Origin of the sequence: Pedobacter sp. P26, assembly GCF_050632135.1 — a bacterium.
Lineage (GTDB): Bacteria > Bacteroidota > Bacteroidia > Sphingobacteriales > Sphingobacteriaceae > Pedobacter.
The window spans coordinates 3,465,656-3,482,605 of sequence record NZ_CP192574.1 but is presented as its reverse complement, the minus strand read 5'-3'; the positions used below and the strand labels follow the sequence as shown (position 1 = coordinate 3,482,605).

Below are 16,950 nucleotides of genomic sequence, written 5' to 3'. Positions count from 1 at the left end.
TGTAGATGTAGTGAAAACTTTTTTTCTTTTTTTGTTTAAGTTTTATTAAATATATTTAAACAAAATAATGACTTACTCTATTGCAGATCTTGAACAGCTTTCGGGCATCCATTCTCACACCATCAGGATCTGGGAGCAACGCTATAATGCATTGAGTCCGTTGCGATCCCAAGGCAATACGCGTTTATATGATGATCAGCAGCTTGTAAAACTATTAAACATTGTAACCTTAAATAAAAGTGGCTTAAAAATTTCTAAAATCTGCAGTCTCTCAGATGAGGAGATTGATGAACTTCTCGACCAGCAATTATATCATCCTACTGATGATAAGCAAGATGATTATTATGTTTCTCAACTTATAAAGTATGGTCTGGCCTTTGACGAGCCCTCTTTTAATCATTTAATTGATCAATGCATCGGTCAATTGGGGCTTTCTGGCTGCTATAGGAAAATAATATATCCTCTGTTGTTGCGCTTAGGCTTAATGTGGCGAAAAGACGATATTTGTCCTGCACACGAACATTTTTTATCAAATATTATCCGTCAGAAAATATTTACCCATATTGATAATCTTCCTATAAATGAGCATTCAGGCCAAAGTTGGCTGCTTTTTTTACCAGAGGACGAAGATCATGATATTGGGCTGCTTTTTGCCTGTTATATGCTGCGAATGCAGCATCAGCATGTTATTTTTTTAGGTAGCAAAGTCCCGCTGGATTCAATTAAACGGGTATTTTCTACCTTAAATGTTAGCCATGTGCTGCTTTTTATGGTAAAATCCAGATTAGCACCTGCAGCACAAGAATATATAGATCATTTATCCGAAATATGCTCGACCACTAAAATCCATCTTGCTGGAAATAGTCAGGTTATTGGTAAACTAAATCATATCGATCACATCAACTGGATTAAAACGCTTGATGAATTCGAAAAAACAATAGAATCCCTTATTTTACATGAAAGAAATTTTTGATCAACTATCTGCCGATTGTAGCCGGCTTACCACTAAATTATATAGTACCAGCTTTTCGTATGGTATTTATTTTCTTGGTAAAGAACTCCGACAACCCATACACGCTATTTACGGCTTTGTACGTTTAGCAGATGAAATTGTAGATAGCTTTCATCATTATGACAAGAAATTTTTGTTAGCTAAATTTAAGGAGGATACTTTCGAAGCCATTAACCTGGGCATTAGTTTAAACCCCATCTTAAATTCATTTCAGGAGGTTGTAAATCAATACCAGATAGATCTTGAACTTATTGTTCTTTTTTAAGAAGTATGGAGATGGATCTTTCTACACAAAAATACACTCCCGAACTTTACAACGATTACATTTTAGGTTCTGCAGAAGTAGTAGGCTTGATGTGCCTAAAAGTTTTTACCCATAGGAGCGATGTAGATTACGAACAGTTGAAACCTTATGCCATGAAGTTGGGCTCTGCGTTTCAGAAGGTTAATTTTTTGAGGGATGTTAAGGCTGATCATCAAACACTTAGCAGGAATTATTTTCCTAATGTTAATCTGGCGGTATTTTGCGATAATCAGAAAAGGGAAATCGAAGAAGAAATTGAAACAGAATTTGCCATGGCACTTACCGGTATTAAGCTATTGCCAGTTGCTTCCAGAAATGGTGTATATTTGTCTTATATCTACTATAAAAAACTATTTGCTAAGATAAAGCGCTTAAGTGCTGAAAAGATAATGACTGAACGAATAAGAATTTCGAACACCCGTAAAGTTGGTTTGATGTTTGATTCGATTATCCGTAATAAGTTAAACGTAATTTAAATGGAAGAGCAGGTTATTCTGGTTGATCAGGAAGATGTGCCGAAAGGGCAGATGGATAAAATGGAAGCGCATGAAAAAGGTTTATTGCATCGTGCCTTTTCTGTTTTTATTTTTAATTCTAAATGTGAATTGTTGCTGCAACAAAGAGCGGTGAACAAATACCATTCGAGTGGCTTATGGACGAATACGTGCTGCAGTCATCCACGGATTGGAGAAAGTAGTATCCAGGGGGCTAACAGGAGATTGATGGAAGAAATGGGTATTGCCTGCGAGTTAAACTTTTTGTTTAAATTTACATATAAAGCAATATTTGAAAATGGCTTAACGGAACACGAGATAGACCATGTTTTTTTTGGCATGAGCGATAAATTACCAGTTATAAATCAGGATGAAGTAGCCTCCTTTAAATATGTGGATTTGGATACTTTAGCAAATGATATTGCGGTTAATCCAGATGCCTATACACCTTGGTTAAGAATCTGTTTAGATGAAGTAATTTCACATGCATCAACGGCTAAAATAAAAAACGGGCATACAGCCTAAGCCATATACCCGTATCTAAATTAACGCTCTCGAGGACAAATATAGGACTACTTTAGAAAATTCCAATAATTTAATAATTCTTTTACTTTAAGATTATAGTTTGTTGTTTAATAAAAGGTTTTACTCTAATTTAAATGGTTAATAATTAGTGTTTTATGTTTGTATGCTGAAAAGTTTAATACAAAAAATATTTTTTAGCTAGCGGTATAGTTTTTGGCATTTTTCGCAGAAGTAAGTTTGACGATGTGTTTTGCCAAGTTCCTTTTTCTCTATTTTGTGTTTAAGCGGGCACTCTTTCTGACTGTATACTTGCCAATGTTTACTGAATGTATTTTGCTTTTTCCAGTTTAAAAAATCAAAACTATAATTCCGGGTATCGTTAACCAATGCTTTTAATTTTGCAGGTGGTATATTTTCAATTTTGGTCAGGGGATGTATGCGGTTACGGTATAAGACCTCATTTTTAATAATGTTACCCACCCCGCTAAAAATTTGCTGATCTAGCAATATGTCGCAAACCAGAGACAGGGGTTTTTCTTTCAATGTTTTAATAGCTGCGCTGCTGCTCCATTCATCAGCCATAACATCGTTTTCCCAATGGTAGTGTTTCTTAACATTTCCTTCCAAGAGGTCAACTTTGCAGGTATAGAAATTTAATTCATTGTTTTTAAAGATCAGCCCCAGCTTTAATGGCGTTTTTTTGCGCCCGTTAATTAAATAACTGCCAAACAGCATAAAATGAATACGGATGGTGAAATCGTTAAAACAGATCAGGAAATGTTTGCCCCAGCTTTTAAAATCCTGGATCTTTTGATGGAGCAATCTATCTTTATCGAAATTTTTAGCATTGCCTGCTACTTCCAGTACTTCCGGCTTACCCAGATGAAGCGCTTTGATTAAATCTTTTAATATCACGATTGTTGGACCTTCAGGCATATTATTCTTCCTCCAGTTTCTGGAACTTATATTTATCTTTAATTTTACTGTTAAAATATCTCCCTTTTGATCCGGATGCCTTTAACATCTCGTAAATCTTTCCTGGAACATTCTTATACAAATAAACCATACCGGTTACAAAAATGATTTTTAATGTTTCTGTAGCTGTATCATAACTAAAGTATTTGATTACTGATGACGGCATAATATCAGGTTATACGTTAAAAACAGCGCCCGTTATAAATGGTTTCAATCATTCTTGAGGGTTGATTCTTCTTTCTGAACTTTGATTTTTTCTTTCTTCAAATCAATACGGATAATGTTGTATAAGCTCATGTAAACGTTTGCAACCCATACTATCGAAAAAAAGAAATAATATAGCCACGGCAATCCGGATAAATTAAAGTGAATTTGGTAATAAAGAGCAGTATTAAAGTTACATAGTGACTAAAGCAATATTCGCAGGTAAAAACATAGAAAAATTTTCGTTTAACCAGCTTATCGCAATTCTTTGAACGGTCTACACAGAATTCGCGGGCTTCCCTAAATATTTCTTCTTTGGTAACTGTCCACGCGATGCAAGCTACAGGCAAAGCCATAATAAAGAGATAATAAAGGTGTGTTTCCATAGTAATCAAATCGGATTATAATACAACCTTAAACACTTGAAAATGTTTAAATAAGCAATAAACATTTTAATTAGATTTATGTTAATTAAGATATAGTTAATTATTTATTCTATGGAAAGATCAGAAATCATATCTCTACTTGAGGTAATCAATCAACAGGTTAGTTCTTCGGTTTTGGGCGGGATGGAAGAAGCGTATGAAGAATTAGAAAGTATAGGCCTGATTAAAATTAACCGGGATTCGGTGCAATGGTCGTCTGCGATAACACCTGCCGGCATTGCTTATTTGGGACACGATTAGAACAGATTATAATGTTTACCACATATGACGCAGGGTGAGGAGCATTGAGATCACAAAGCTGCCTGTGGCTGTCGATACTGAAAATAATCCTCGATGAATCGTCATTCCCAACTTGATTGGGAATCTTAATGCCATAAGTTTTAAAATTCCCGCTTGCACTAAAAATCAACCGTTATTTGGAACTTGTAGATGGTAGCTAAATCTAATACTCTTAGATGCATAGGTTTAATATTAACCATGTTAGAAATATAAGGCTGGGTGTTGTTATATGGTTAAAATGATTTGGAATCTGTTTAATCTTATATTTAATATCAAGATTATTTTAATTTGACTACTACCAGCGCCCGGTAGCCCTGATGGCAATGGAAATCCCTTTTGGATGATCATTGAATTGTCTAACTTAATGGTTTTAACCAAAAGGATTGTAATGTACAGCAGGACTGAACCCTCAATAATGGTTACTGGCATTGCGCTTCAAATAAATAACTTTCTATTTAACGATTGATTGCATTCCTACCAGGATCTTTACGACTAAACTTTGACCAATTTATTGTTGGAATTCTGCTAAATTTGCTGCAAGTTTAGAATTGTGCATAAACAAAATAAGTGGCCATTCTACCTGCAGATATGAACGATTTACAACTTAGAACGGTAAATGTAACCAGATACGTTACTCCTTTGCGCGAAGGTGGCTCGATGCCCGCCATTGCCGAGGCTGATGATAACTTTTTATATGTACTGAAATTTAGAGGAGCAGGACAGGGTCCGCGGGCTTTAATTGCCGAACTAATTGGTGGCGAAATTGCCCGTTATTTAGGTTTGCGTGTACCGGAGTTGGTTTTTGCTAATTTGGATGAAGCTTTTGGGAGAACAGAGCCCGACGAAGAAATTCAGGATTTGTTAAAAGCCAGTATAGGCTTAAATTTGGCATTACATTATTTATCAGGAGCGATAACGTTCGATCCAACAGTAACTACTGTGGATGCTAAACTCGCTTCGCAAATTGTATGGCTTGATTGTTTTTTGACCAATATGGACCGTACCTGCAGAAATACCAATATGCTACTGTGGCATAAAGAACTTTGGTTAATAGACCATGGTGCCGCATTATATTTTCATCATTCCTGGCAAAATTGGGAAGAGCAGGCCATTAAACCTTTCTTTTTGGTAAAAGACCATGTATTGTTGCCATGGGCTTCTGAACTGGAAAGTGTAAATGAAGAATTTAGTAAACTACTCAATTCTGAAAAGATAGCAGCGATAATTAATTTAATTCCTGATAACTGGCTGGAAGGCGAAACGAATTTTGAAAGCAAACTGGAGCATCGTAATGCCTATAAACATTTCCTTACTACCAGGTTAGCTCATTCAACTATATTTTTAAAAGAAGCACAGCATGCCAGAGAAATTCTTATTTGAGTACGCTGTAATTCGTGTAATGCCAAGGGTAGAACGTGAAGAATTTATTAATGTGGGCGTTATTTTGTTTTGTGCCAGGCAAAAGTATTTAAAAAGTGTGTTCACGCTTGATGAGCAAAAAATAAAGGCCTTTTCTACTGAAATAGATTTAGATGAACTCAAAGAAAACTTATGTGCTTTTGAAAGAATAAGTACGGCCGCAAAAGGATCTGGCCCCATTGGTCAATACGATCAGGCGTCTCGTTTTAGGTGGCTTACGGCAACCAGAAGTACTGTAGTGCAATGCTCAAAAGTACACCCCGGATTTTGTGACGATGCGGAAGAGACTTTATTGAGGTTGCACCAGGAGCTGGTTTTATAATGCTAAGTGCATGGCGCTAAGCGTTTGAACTACCTCTAAAACAAAATATATTCAGTTTCTGAACAATCCAACAATTAATCAGTTTACAATTGGCAGTTATCAATTAACAATCAAGCAATTCAACAATTAACTAATTTCCACAATTAAGCCATCTACCTTGCCAAAAGAATATTTCAAAAAACTCCAGGATCTGCTCGATACCGAACGCAACGAAGATTTACAATCGTACCTAAAACTTACTGAAAATACTTCGGCTGCTGATAGGAGAGCCCTGGGTTTAACCTGGTACCCTATTGCAATCAGGAATACAGAAATAGGCCGGGGTGATTATTTAACCATTGAGCTGGAAAGAACTACCCATCAGGATTTTTCCCATCAGTTCCGTTTTGGCGCTGCTGTGGTATTATTTTCTAATCACGATGCCAAAGAAGACCGGGTAGAGGGGATTGTCAATCATCAAAGTGGCAACAGGATGAAAATCAGCTTGCGTGTGGATGAACTGCCAGACTGGACCAGAGATGGCAAACTCGGCGTTGATTTACTTTTTGATAATAATAGTTATGATGAAATGCAGAATGCCCTTAAACAGGCTACGCATTTGGCAGAGAATGAATCGGAAAATAAACTGATCCATATTTTAACGAAAGGAGAAAAACCTTCATTTCAGGGAGAAGAGAAATTTATCATTCCCAATACACTAAACGACTCGCAGCAATTAGCCGTGAATAAAATTATTGCAGCCGATCATCTGGCTGTGGTTCATGGTCCGCCAGGCACCGGAAAAACAACAACACTGGTACATGCTATAAAATCGTTGGTTAAACACAGTGATCAAAAAATTCTGGTGGTGGCACCAAGTAATACTGCGGTTGATTTACTTACGGAGAAGTTAGCTGCTGAAGGGTTAAAAGTAATCCGTGTGGGTAACCCGGCAAGGGTTTCGGAAAGATTGCTTGCGGCTACGCTCGATCATCAAATGGCCGATCATCCGGAGATGAAAACCATTAAAGTTTTAAAAAAACAGGCCAGTGAGTATAAAAATATGGCCCACAAATATAAACGTAGTTTTGGCAAAGCAGAACGCGACCAACGCAAGGCCTTGTTTGATGAAGCACACAAAATTGGAAAAGAAGTAGAAAAAACCGAACAGTATATTATGGATAATCTGTTTACCAAAGCACAGATTATTACTGCTACACTGGTAGGGGCTAACCATTATACCGTTCGGAATTTAAAATATAATACGATTGTGATTGATGAGGCGGGACAGGCCTTAGAACCAGCCTGCTGGATACCGATTTTAAAGGCGCAGAAAGTAATCTTGGCCGGGGATCATTTCCAGCTTTCGCCAACCATAAAATCAAATGAGGCAGCCAGAAATGGTTTAGGTACCACTTTATTAGAAAAAGCTGTAAATCTTCATCCAGAATCGGTTGTGTTGTTAAATGAACAATACAGGATGAACAAAGATATTATGGGTTATTCGTCCAGGGTATTTTACAAAAATGCATTAAAAGCCCATCAGTCTGTTGCCGATAATTTATTATTTACCGGTGATGAACCGATCCAGTTTATCGATACGGCAGGTTGTAGTTACGACGAAAAATTAGACGGAACCAGCACAACCAACCCTGATGAAGCTGCGTTTTTGGTTAAACATCTTACGCATCTGGTTGCTGGTTTGATGGATCAAACCTCAACTGAAAGCTTTCCATCTATTGCTATTGTTTCTCCATATAAACAACAGGTTCAGATTTTAAATGCCCTGGTTCAGGAAAATGAAATTTTAATTCCATATCGAAATAAAATTTCGGTAAATACAATAGATAGTTTCCAGGGGCAGGAACGTGATGTGGTTTATATCAGCCTGACCAGAAGTAATAGCGATGGAAGTATAGGGTTTTTATCAGATACGAGGCGAATGAACGTGGCCATGACGAGGGCCAGGAAAAAGCTGGTTGTGATTGGGGATAGCGCTACATTATCGAAATCTAATTTTTATGCAGAATTTATTCACTATGCAGAACAATTGAATGCCTACCACAGTGCCTGGGAGTTTATAGACCTGTAAGTAAGTTAAACCTTTTCCAGTTTCTTTTCTTCTTCAAGCTTGCCCGATATACTTGCCCCTGCAATCAATAGTTCGTGCGTAATGGTTTTGGTGTATTCTGTAATTTCGGATTTAAAATCTTTTACTGATGAACCTGAGCGGATTTCTTCCAGTCTTTTTTCCCATTGTCCGGTAAGTTCAGCCTGTGCGATCTGTTTATCCTTCACTACTTCGTAAACAGCCAAACCTTTATTGGTAGGGACAAGATTTCGCTTTTCCCTTGTAATATATTCTCTGGTAATTAAGGTTTCGATAATGGATGCACGTGTTGCCGGCGTACCTAAACCACTATCTTTCATGGCGTAGCGTAATTCTTCATCTTCAATCTCCTTGCCGCATGTTTCGAGCGCTTTTAATAAGGAAGCTTCGTTGTACATTGGCTTAGGTTTCGTTTGTTTTTCTAAAAGAGATTTTTCTGTGACAGGCAATTGTTCGCCAACAGCAACTTTTGGTAATGCTGCATTGTCTTCATCCTTCTTATCATCTTCAGGGTCGTTAAAAACAGCCCGCCAGCCTGCAGATCGGATTACGGTTCCGTTGGCCACAAAAGTAACTCCTGATTGAATGGTTATTTTGGTTAACTCCTTGATACATTCCTGGTGAAATGCCTCGATCATACGTCCAACAACCATATCGTATACCGCTTGTTTATCCGGACTCAATCCATAAGCCTGTTCGCCTGTCGGTAAAACAGCATGGTGATCGGTTACTTTTTTAGCATTAACACTTCGTTTATTTAAGGCAATGGTTTGCAGAAACTGTGCCTGTTTTCCAAAATCAGCATGATCGGTGAATTTAGCAATCAGATCCGGAACGCCGGCAAAAACATCATCACCAATATAGCGCGATCCGGTACGGGGATAAGAAACCAATTTACTCTCATACAGGTTCTGCAGGATATTAAGTGTTTGATCCGCAGTATATCCTTTTTTCTTGTTGGCTTCCTGCTGCAAACTGCTTAAATCGTGCAGTAGCGGAGGGGGCTCTTTTCTTGGTTTAGCTTCTACAGCAGTAATGTTTCCACCTGTTGGAAAGCCAGAGGCCACATCCTCTACAAGCGCAAATAACTTTTCTACCTCTTCCTTTTCCTTATAGTTCGAGGTTGATATCGCCTTGAAAACCTGTTCATCTTTAGCAAGTAAAATGCTGATCTGGTAATAGGTTTGAGGAACGAAATTTTTAATCTCTAAAAAACGGGCACAGATCATGGCTAGAGTAGGTGTTTGTACCCTTCCCAAAGAAAGAACTGTTCTATTGCCTGCAGAAATACTTAGTGCCTGAGTAGCATTCATGCCCACCAGCCAATCCGACTCCGAGCGACAATGGGCTGAATTAAATAAAGTATCGTAATCTGTTCCGGGTTTTAAATTTCTGAATCCATCTTTTATGGCTTCATCTGTTTGTGAAGAGATCCAAAGGCGTTTGAATGGTTTTTTGCATTTCAGGTAATAATAAATGTACCTGAAAATTAATTCACCCTCACGCCCTGCATCCGTTGCCACAATAATTTCGCTGGCCTCATCAAAAAGTTTTTTTATCGTATCTAATTGTTTGCGTACTGCCGGATCTTCTACAAAACCATCTTTCGTTTTAATTTTTCTGACAGCAAGTTTGAATTTTTGTGGAAGCATGGGTAAATGCTGCTTCCTCCAGCCAATAAAACCATAATCCTGAGGAGGAGCTAATTGTAATAAGTGTCCAAATGCCCAGGTAAAAGAATATCCTTTACCTTCAATGTATCCATCTTTTCTGGTGGTTGCTCCAAAAACTTTAGCAAGTTCGCGACCAACAGAAGGCTTTTCTGCAATTACAATCTTCATGAATGGGCTTATCTTTTCAAGCCCAAAGATGATTAAAATATTGGCAACAGATTAAAAAAATTACTCACAATGCCTTTTAACATTCATTTTGGTAAACAATTATCAGATAACTTTGTCCATTATCTGGATCGGCAATTTTTATATTGAATTGATTAACAATCCAGTAATATCTCCATCTAAACGCTGCTATTATTTTAATGAATGGATAAAATTTACGAACTGAAAGGAAACAAAATTAAAGTTGGACTAGAGCCTCAATTAATCCGTGTGTACAGTAATGCTGAACTGTGGGCTTATCTGGCAGGAAAAGCAGATGCAAGACTTGAGCGATTCGAGCTTTTGGTCAATACAATTAAAGCCGACTATGAACAGCATTTTGGTAAAAAACTTGCTATTTCTAATGCTTCGCTGATTGTAGAAATTCTGGTACATGTATACTGCGATTACCTGGGTTTATACTTTAACCGCATTATACAAATAAGATGGATTCAGAATATCGTTAAAAAACTGCTCAAGCGTGCCGAGGTGGTGGATTGCGGCGAAAAAGAGGTAGACAGCAACCGTTGGGTTTGGGATTTGCTTGCAGGCAGCCAATCACTTTTCATTAACATCCTGCCCAAAAACCTAAACGCCAAAAATATTAAGCATTATTAATCCATTTGTGATGCAAAAAACTGTGATTGGTTTAAAGCTACGCTGGCTGCAAGGGTTTCGTTTAAAAAGGAAGAATAATATAACTGCTCTGAATTATTGATGAAAAGTACTGTTCGGTCTGAGATAGTATTAATCACATGATCTGCCAGTTTAGCGGGAACAGCGGGGCAACCCTGGCTTCTGCCCAGTCTACCCAATTCATCTATACTTTTCTGGCTTACATAACTTGCGCCATGAACCACAATTGATCTTTCTCTGGCATTGCTGTTAAAACCTTGATCCATTCCATCCAACTTGAGCGAACGACCATGTTTACCATTATAAATTTCGCCGGTTAAATAGAAGCCCAAACTGCTCTGGTTTGAGTTGATGTTATTCGAGAAAGATGAAGGTTTATCGCCACCACTATTTTGTCCGTGCGCTACCCAGGTGTTTAAGATTAGCTTTTTACAGGCTAAATCGATTATGTACAGACGTTTTTTTGTACTTTCCTGATCGAAATCGGCAATTGTTAAAATAGGTTTAGCATGTAATAAACCAGAATATTTCATATTATAAAACCCGGTTAATGCCTTTTCAAAAACCTGTTCATTTAATCCTGCAGAATCTAAATGAATTTCGTGGTATATATTTAAGATGTATTGATTGTACAGACTGTCTGCCGCTATATTTTTAATCGTATCTTGTTGTATCTGGGGTCGATCTATCGCTTTCCAACTTGTTCCGACAATGCTCATACCCGCTAAAAAAATCGTAGCAATGTCCAGGATGTATTTCTTCATTCAGTTTGGTTTGATAATGAGTTATTTATACGGTAGTTCTACTTAAATGTTGCCCATATTTATTTTGTAGGAATAAAAATACAGGTTGTTTTACACTCTCATGACTTAAGCGGTGATTATATAGCCGTTAAGTATGTGAATCTCTCTTTATTCAGAAAATTATGCTAACAAAGCCATTTATTTAGTGTTATCTCTTAAATCCCGGACTATGAAAATTTTATTAACTGGTGCAAATGGCTATATCGGAACAAGATTGCTTCCACTTCTTCTGGAAGAAAAGCATGAAATTATTTGTATGGTCAGGGATAAGCGTCGGTTCATTTCCGAATCTGAATTAAGCGATCAGGTAAAGATTATTACAGGTGATTTGTTAGAAGCTGAAACCTTAAACGAGATTCCTGAAGATATCGATGCCGCTTATTACCTGGTGCATTCCATGTCATCCAGCCAGACCGGATTTTCGGATATGGAAAAGGCCTCATCCGAAAATTTTGCAGAAGCGGTTAAAAAGACAAATTGTAAGCAGATCATCTATTTAACGGGCATAGCCAACGATGAACATTTATCCAAACATTTAGGATCGAGGTTAGCAGTGGAGGAAGAACTTAAATCATCGGGAAAAGCCTGCACCATATTAAGGGCAGCCATTATTATTGGCTCTGGAAGTGCCTCATTTGAAATTATACGTGATTTAACCGAGAAAATCCCTTTTATGATCACCCCAAAATGGGTCGAAACACGCTGTCAGCCAATTGGCATACGCGATGTTTTAGCTTATCTGATCGGTGTACTGCATAATGATAAAGCTTATGATCAAACTTTCGATATCGGTGGACCTGATATATTAACCTATAGAGAAATGCTTCTAGGTTACGCAAAAGAACGGGATTTGAAGAGGTGGATTGTTACAGTACCTGTACTCACGCCACGGTTGTCTTCTTTATGGCTAAACATGATTACACCTGTACCATATTCGCTTGCAAGGAGTTTGGTGGATAGCATGAAAAATGAAGTGATATGTAAGGATAACAGTATTCAGAAAGTGGTACCCCGGGATTGTTTAAGTTATGCAGCATCATTACATCTTGCCTTCGAAAAGATTGACCAGAATTCTATTGTTTCGAGCTGGAAAGATGCTTTGAATCGAGGTTATCTCGATTCGAATTTTATGGACCAGATTAAGGTACCACAAAACGGCACCTTACAATATAAAGTTAAAATGCCTTTTGAACGCAAAGCGGAAGAAGTTTTTGATAATATCTGGAGCATTGGGGGTAGTAGAGGTTGGTATTTTATGGATTGGCTTTGGCATTTGCGTGGCTTTTTAGATAAAATGTTTGGTGGGGTAGGTACCAGAAGAGGCAGGACCAGCAATACTGACTTACAGGCAGGAGATGTGCTCGATTTCTGGCGTGTACTGCTTGCCGATAAAAAGAGTAAAAGATTGTTATTATATGCCGAAATGAAAGTACCAGGCGAAGCATGGCTCGAATTGAAGCTGGTGGAGTTTCATGGAAAAGCTTTTTTATCGCAAATCGCTACTTTCAGACCAAAGGGTTTATGGGGCAGAGTATATTGGTATGCCATGTGGCCATTCCATATTATTTTATTTAAGGGGATGGCACGGCAGATTACCACTTACAGGCCCGATAATTAAATATATTTGCCTATTTTTGTCGCAAAAGTAGTAAAATGCCAAACGACGAAAATGATTATTCCTTCTGGACTAAGTACAAGAAATTTGCTTCTACAGAAATCCTAATGTACCTCATTATGATTATTGGAATCGGTTTGGGGATTATTTTTTTAAGCTAAGGGCGCTTTGTTTCCCACAGATTACGCAGAAAAGAAGCGCAGATTTTTACAATTATTAAAAAAGTGGTCTATTTCTTTAAGCTAAGGGCAAGTTTTAAATAATCAGCCGAATTTACATCATTTATAAATTTCGAAAATGCTGAGTACTGTTCCGCCGGGAATGTTCCATCATTTAAAACAAATTTTCGGTGATAGGTTAATTTGTTGCCTTCTATAGATATTTTACACACATATTGCCCAAAATCGCTTTTAAACGTTTTATCCTGTCCTATAATTAATTTGGTGTCTACATTATCAGGCAGGGTGTATACAATCTTATCTTCATCAGTATAACCCCGGTTAATGTAAACGGGTAGCGTTCTGTTCTTTATTTCTGGGATTGATCGTTTTATGTTAAAAGCATTGGGCTGTAAAAACATCTTATTCCCATTTACTGGTGCATAATTTCTGATATTGATTTTTAGATCTTCTATTAATTTAGGGTTAATATCTTTTTTCTGAGCGAAAGAAACTGTTTCAAAATCGATATTATCAATGTTGTAAGTTTCTTTTAATAACTTATGTTGTTCGGTTACAGGTTTACCAATCATTGATTCCTGATTTTCGTACTGGGAGCCAGTATAAACGGTACTCATTTTGCCTGAAATACTTCCATCTGGTTGAACAGTTAACTCGGCTTTACGTGTCTGCAAGTTCTCAGCTGTTGTTAGTTTTGGCGTACGCAATAGTTTTCCGCCATCGGCAGTACAGGCCAGTACCAGTCTATCATCAGTAAAATCGCTTAAAAAACCAAACGGAATTTTTTGGCTGGTACATTCCAGCCAGGTGGTATCGCCTTTTAAAGGCATACAAAGAATAATGTGATTACCCTGCACCATACTGGCGTATTTCGGATCCATACTCTTTTTTCAGAACCAGCTTCTACCACACAGTAATGCGATTCTATATCGGCTGCACTCAACAGGCTTTGCATGTAGTTTACCAAAGCTTTACAATCGCCATAACCTAGGCGGTCTACCTCGCCGGCCGCAATGGGCTGAAAACCCCCAATACCAATTTGTACGCTGATGTATCTTGTTTTGTCTTGTAAATACTGATAGATTTTACGCGCTTTATCTTTGTCCGTTCTTTCGTTTTTTACCAGATCTTTTACCATTTCAACGGTTGCAGGTGGCAAGGCTTTGCGTTCTGCTAATAAATCTTCATAAATCCATTTACCCAGCTCTTTCCAGTTGGTATAACTGCCTTTATGGTTGTAATAATAAAATGCTTGCGGCGCAATCTGGATATTGGTGGCATAAGTTTCGCGAGCCGGACTATAGGGTTCAGTTCTAACGGCCAGGATATTATTTACTTTCCAAATTGTTTTTTTCTGCTTATCATCAGTTAGTATTTCTGGTGTTGCACTATAATTCTGTGTTTTTATTCTTACCTGATCTGTTGGCTTACAAATAAAGGTATAGGTACTTTTCTCTACAGAAACATCATCTGCTGGTTTTGGACTCCAATCTGGAATAATCAGGTTTTGCTTATTTCTAATTTCATAATTGTAAACCAGGGTGTAAGGATATTGGTTTATTGATGGCAGATAGTGTTTTACGCGGCTATCAACAAATAAAGAGAATCCGTCGGCAGCGCTCATATCAGCAAAATCGTTCTGAGAAAACTTGTTAGTAAGTTTACCAACGCTATTGTAAACTTCTCCCTTTATGCTTTTAATCGAAATGTTTTTATCGTAATAGAGTACCAGCCGGGCTTCATCCTCTCCATTTTGGTTAAATACCGTAATGGCTTTTTTTACATTGAGCATTACATTATCAGGCGAGCGCATATCAATGGTTGTTTCTTCATTTCTGATGCAGGCATTGGCCCGGTTGCGCAGGTTAGCGGGAATTAAATCGACATCATAGTTGTCTTGCGCAAAGCCAACAGCAGAAATTAAAAGCAAGAAAAATACGGTAAATAAGAATCTCATTTAATTTGCCTTTTTTAATAAAAATTCTGTTTTCTGGTTCTGGATGATCTTGCTATAAAATTCCTTTAAGAAAAGATATTCTCCTGGTTGATAAATAGCATTGTTAAACTGTAAAATCTGACTTACGGAAATGGTGTTTTCATCCAAACCCGTCTGTAGTAAATACTTTCCACCAGCATCCGGCAAAGCAATAGCCATATCTTTTGGTTTTTCCAGCAATTGGTATTTTTCCGGTAAAAGTACATTGATGACGATGCGCTCGTCAGACGCTGCGCCTAAATCAACAGGATAGGTGCGTTCGTTTAAATTAAACGGATTTTTTGAAATGGTATTGATAAAAAATGGACTAAAATAAAACTGATCTCTATTGGTACCATCGTTTATGGTAAATTCCACCTCATATTTTTCTATCAAAGAATTTTCTACACTATCCAGGTTCAAAATTTGATGATCCAGTATTTTAATTCTGGTTAAACGTTCATCAAGTTTCTCGACATATTCATCCGGAGAATTGTATCGAAGAATATCTTTACGTTTGCTATATGCCGCGTAACCCATTGTGTAGGTAGTTAAAGTGCCGGTAATTTTCCCATCGGTAGTCATTTTTCCCATAAGAATATAACTGGTAGTTGTTTTCTGGCTGGCCTTTAAATCAATCCAGTAAGATGGTTTTTTCAAATTGATTACCCTTCCCTGGTCGTTAATGCACCGTAGTGGTAACAAACCGAAGGGTAACAGTGGTTCTGTAGCATCCAACAAATAACTTTTATCGGCAATATTCACTTTTGCAACCAGATAATTAAAATCGCTCATAACCGGATAAAGCTTGTTTACCGTTCCATTATCACGGGTAGAGAGTATAACGGCTTCCGCATCCAAACCAGCTGCAGAAAGTGCTGCAATTAAGCTCAGGTTAATATCTGCCACATTGCCAGATCTGTTTTCCAATGCTTTTTTAATATTATCTTCTGCGTATTTTCCGTAATAATTATTCCACTTGATCTGTTTTTTGATATAATTATAAATGGCTTTTGCTTTGTCTAAATCCGTTGAACTTCCTTTTGTGATTTCTGGAATGAGGTCTTTAAAAACATCTTTCCTTTTCATCTGGTCGCCCAGTGTTTTATAGGATGAGAGCTCATAATCAATATCTTTCCACGTTTTGGTATAGGACGTTTTACTACCGTTTAAATTCTGAACATCAGAAAGCTCGAAGTAGATGGCCGATTTGAAGTTACTCGGAGCAGTCATGTTATCTTCCTCAATAAATGCCGGAATATTTTTCATCACGTAGGTGATTTTTGAGCAATCGATAGCAACGCCTGAAAGCCTTAAACATTCTTTGCTCAATTCTGATTTTTGATCAGTCAGTTTTTGAAATCCGCGTAGAGAAACGTTATAGTTGTAAATCCCTGGAATATAAACCAAATACTCACTAATCACCTTTGGAATGTCGCCTTGAAACTCCCATGTTCTGAAATTAAATAAGTTGGGCGATTTTAACCTGTAACTATATTCAATTATTGAGCCTTCTTTGAGGTTCGGAAGGGTAAACTTGGTTAGTCTGGTGTATTTCGACCGATTTTCGGTGAAAATGGCTTGCCTGTCCATAATGGTTTCAACAAAATTATTGTCTACATAATTAAAGGTAGAAGCTTTTAAATCACTAATCGTCTCTTCGCGGGATTCATCTTTATAGGTTGGAATAACAATATTAGCTTCTTTAAAGCCTTCTTTATTGTAGATTTTAATTTTTACATGCTGTTCAAAAATCAACTCTAAACTGCCTGTAATGTCGTCGCGTTGAATTGATG

17 protein-coding genes are annotated in these 16,950 nt (G+C 37.5%); 10 read left to right on the top strand and 7 right to left on the bottom strand.

Going from position 1 to position 16,950, the window contains the following annotated elements; all coding sequences use genetic code 11:
* Positions 1 to 67: 67 nt before the first annotated feature.
* From ACQ86H_RS16190 to idi, 4 genes are read left to right on the top strand one after another with little or no spacing between them, the layout of a single operon-like run.
* Positions 68 to 973, top strand: a complete 906-nt coding sequence (locus ACQ86H_RS16190; RefSeq protein ID WP_138823897.1) for a MerR family transcriptional regulator — start codon at positions 68 to 70, stop codon at positions 971 to 973.
* Positions 957 to 1,277, top strand: a complete 321-nt coding sequence (locus tag ACQ86H_RS16185) for a phytoene/squalene synthase family protein (RefSeq protein ID WP_431291732.1) — start codon at positions 957 to 959, stop codon at positions 1,275 to 1,277. The genes ACQ86H_RS16190 and ACQ86H_RS16185 overlap by 17 nt, the downstream gene beginning before the upstream one ends.
* A gap of 5 nt (positions 1,278 to 1,282) precedes the next feature.
* Positions 1,283 to 1,792 (top strand): phytoene/squalene synthase family protein, encoded by a 510-nt coding sequence (locus tag ACQ86H_RS16180; protein WP_431291731.1) that lies wholly within the window; start codon positions 1,283 to 1,285, stop codon positions 1,790 to 1,792.
* Positions 1,793 to 2,335 carry an isopentenyl-diphosphate Delta-isomerase gene (gene idi / locus ACQ86H_RS16175; RefSeq protein ID WP_431291730.1) on the top strand — a complete coding sequence of 181 codons (543 nt, stop codon included), beginning with the start codon at positions 1,793 to 1,795 and terminating at the stop codon, positions 2,333 to 2,335.
* A 198-nt stretch (positions 2,336 to 2,533) separates the two neighbouring features.
* On the opposite strand, the gene ACQ86H_RS16170 is transcribed toward idi, so the two are convergent.
* Entirely contained in the window at positions 2,534 to 3,271 is a 738-nt protein-coding gene (locus tag ACQ86H_RS16170; protein ID WP_431291729.1) for a DNA-formamidopyrimidine glycosylase family protein, read from the bottom strand.
* 1 nt (position 3,272) lies between these two features.
* Complete coding sequence (locus ACQ86H_RS16165; RefSeq protein WP_138823904.1) at positions 3,273 to 3,476, bottom strand: KTSC domain-containing protein; 204 nt, start codon at positions 3,474 to 3,476, stop codon at positions 3,273 to 3,275.
* Between the two features lie 535 nt (positions 3,477 to 4,011).
* Here ACQ86H_RS16165 and ACQ86H_RS16160 point away from each other — a divergent pair.
* From ACQ86H_RS16160 to ACQ86H_RS16145, 4 genes are all read left to right on the top strand, one after another.
* Positions 4,012 to 4,200 carry a hypothetical protein gene (locus ACQ86H_RS16160; RefSeq protein WP_431291728.1) on the top strand — a complete coding sequence of 63 codons (189 nt, stop codon included), beginning with the start codon at positions 4,012 to 4,014 and terminating at the stop codon, positions 4,198 to 4,200.
* Positions 4,201 to 4,827: 627 nt separating this feature from the next.
* Complete coding sequence (locus tag ACQ86H_RS16155; protein WP_431291727.1) at positions 4,828 to 5,619, top strand: HipA family kinase; 792 nt, start codon at positions 4,828 to 4,830, stop codon at positions 5,617 to 5,619.
* Positions 5,597 to 5,980, top strand: a complete 384-nt coding sequence (locus tag ACQ86H_RS16150) for a DUF3037 domain-containing protein (protein WP_431291726.1) — start codon at positions 5,597 to 5,599, stop codon at positions 5,978 to 5,980. Before ACQ86H_RS16155 ends, ACQ86H_RS16150 begins: the two co-directional genes overlap by 23 nt.
* 157 nt (positions 5,981 to 6,137) lie before the next feature.
* A complete protein-coding gene (locus tag ACQ86H_RS16145; protein WP_431291725.1) occupies positions 6,138 to 8,051 on the top strand; it encodes an AAA domain-containing protein in 1,914 nt (637 codons plus the stop codon).
* A gap of 5 nt (positions 8,052 to 8,056) precedes the next feature.
* Here the strand turns inward: ACQ86H_RS16145 and ACQ86H_RS16140 are convergent, their stop codons facing one another.
* Positions 8,057 to 9,910: a DNA topoisomerase 3 gene (locus tag ACQ86H_RS16140; RefSeq protein WP_138823916.1), complete on the bottom strand. Its 1,854-nt coding sequence runs from the start codon at positions 9,908 to 9,910 to the stop codon at positions 8,057 to 8,059.
* A 201-nt stretch (positions 9,911 to 10,111) separates the two neighbouring features.
* Between ACQ86H_RS16140 and ACQ86H_RS16135 the strand changes: the two genes are divergently transcribed.
* A complete protein-coding gene (locus ACQ86H_RS16135; protein ID WP_138823918.1) occupies positions 10,112 to 10,564 on the top strand; it encodes a hypothetical protein in 453 nt (150 codons plus the stop codon).
* Here ACQ86H_RS16135 and ACQ86H_RS16130 read toward each other — a convergent pair.
* Positions 10,561 to 11,346 (bottom strand): murein L,D-transpeptidase catalytic domain family protein, encoded by a 786-nt coding sequence (locus ACQ86H_RS16130; protein WP_431291724.1) that lies wholly within the window; start codon positions 11,344 to 11,346, stop codon positions 10,561 to 10,563. The genes ACQ86H_RS16135 and ACQ86H_RS16130 overlap by 4 nt on opposite strands.
* Before the next feature lie 208 nt (positions 11,347 to 11,554).
* On the opposite strand from ACQ86H_RS16130, the gene ACQ86H_RS16125 reads away from it, so the two are divergent.
* Positions 11,555 to 13,003, top strand: coding sequence for an SDR family oxidoreductase (locus ACQ86H_RS16125; protein WP_138823922.1), 1,449 nt, complete (start codon positions 11,555 to 11,557; stop codon positions 13,001 to 13,003).
* 226 nt (positions 13,004 to 13,229) lie between these two features.
* Here ACQ86H_RS16125 and ACQ86H_RS16120 read toward each other — a convergent pair whose 3' ends face one another.
* From ACQ86H_RS16120 to ACQ86H_RS16110, 3 genes are read right to left on the bottom strand one after another with little or no spacing between them, the layout of a single operon-like run.
* Entirely contained in the window at positions 13,230 to 14,060 is an 831-nt protein-coding gene (locus ACQ86H_RS16120) for a hypothetical protein (protein ID WP_431291723.1), read from the bottom strand.
* A complete protein-coding gene (locus ACQ86H_RS16115) occupies positions 14,000 to 15,136 on the bottom strand; it encodes a DUF3857 domain-containing protein (protein ID WP_431291722.1) in 1,137 nt (378 codons plus the stop codon). Before ACQ86H_RS16115 ends, ACQ86H_RS16120 begins: the two co-directional genes overlap by 61 nt.
* Positions 15,137 to 16,912: a transglutaminase domain-containing protein gene (locus ACQ86H_RS16110; RefSeq protein WP_431291721.1), complete on the bottom strand. Its 1,776-nt coding sequence runs from the start codon at positions 16,910 to 16,912 to the stop codon at positions 15,137 to 15,139.
* Positions 16,913 to 16,950 lie beyond the last annotated feature (38 nt).

Excerpts from the sequence above, each read along its gene's own strand:
- ACQ86H_RS16190 (WP_138823897.1), top strand. The coding sequence starts at position 68 with ATGACTTACTCTATTGCAGATCTTGAACAGCTTTCGGGCATCCATTCT.
- ACQ86H_RS16125 (WP_138823922.1), top strand. The coding sequence starts at position 11,555 with ATGAAAATTTTATTAACTGGTGCAAATGGCTATATCGGAACAAGATTG.
- ACQ86H_RS16130 (WP_431291724.1), bottom strand. The coding sequence starts at position 11,346 with ATGAAGAAATACATCCTGGACATTGCTACGATTTTTTTAGCGGGTATG.
- ACQ86H_RS16160 (WP_431291728.1), top strand. The coding sequence starts at position 4,012 with ATGGAAAGATCAGAAATCATATCTCTACTTGAGGTAATCAATCAACAG.
- ACQ86H_RS16180 (WP_431291731.1), top strand. The coding sequence starts at position 1,283 with ATGGAGATGGATCTTTCTACACAAAAATACACTCCCGAACTTTACAAC.
- ACQ86H_RS16165 (WP_138823904.1), bottom strand. The coding sequence starts at position 3,476 with ATGCCGTCATCAGTAATCAAATACTTTAGTTATGATACAGCTACAGAA.
- ACQ86H_RS16120 (WP_431291723.1), bottom strand. The coding sequence starts at position 14,060 with ATGGATCCGAAATACGCCAGTATGGTGCAGGGTAATCACATTATTCTT.
- idi (WP_431291730.1), top strand. The coding sequence starts at position 1,793 with ATGGAAGAGCAGGTTATTCTGGTTGATCAGGAAGATGTGCCGAAAGGG.
- ACQ86H_RS16170 (WP_431291729.1), bottom strand. The coding sequence starts at position 3,271 with ATGCCTGAAGGTCCAACAATCGTGATATTAAAAGATTTAATCAAAGCG.
- ACQ86H_RS16185 (WP_431291732.1), top strand. The coding sequence starts at position 957 with ATGAAAGAAATTTTTGATCAACTATCTGCCGATTGTAGCCGGCTTACC.
- ACQ86H_RS16155 (WP_431291727.1), top strand. The coding sequence starts at position 4,828 with ATGAACGATTTACAACTTAGAACGGTAAATGTAACCAGATACGTTACT.
- ACQ86H_RS16150 (WP_431291726.1), top strand. The coding sequence starts at position 5,597 with ATGCCAGAGAAATTCTTATTTGAGTACGCTGTAATTCGTGTAATGCCA.
- ACQ86H_RS16135 (WP_138823918.1), top strand. The coding sequence starts at position 10,112 with ATGGATAAAATTTACGAACTGAAAGGAAACAAAATTAAAGTTGGACTA.
- ACQ86H_RS16140 (WP_138823916.1), bottom strand. The coding sequence starts at position 9,910 with ATGAAGATTGTAATTGCAGAAAAGCCTTCTGTTGGTCGCGAACTTGCT.
- ACQ86H_RS16115 (WP_431291722.1), bottom strand. The coding sequence starts at position 15,136 with ATGAGATTCTTATTTACCGTATTTTTCTTGCTTTTAATTTCTGCTGTT.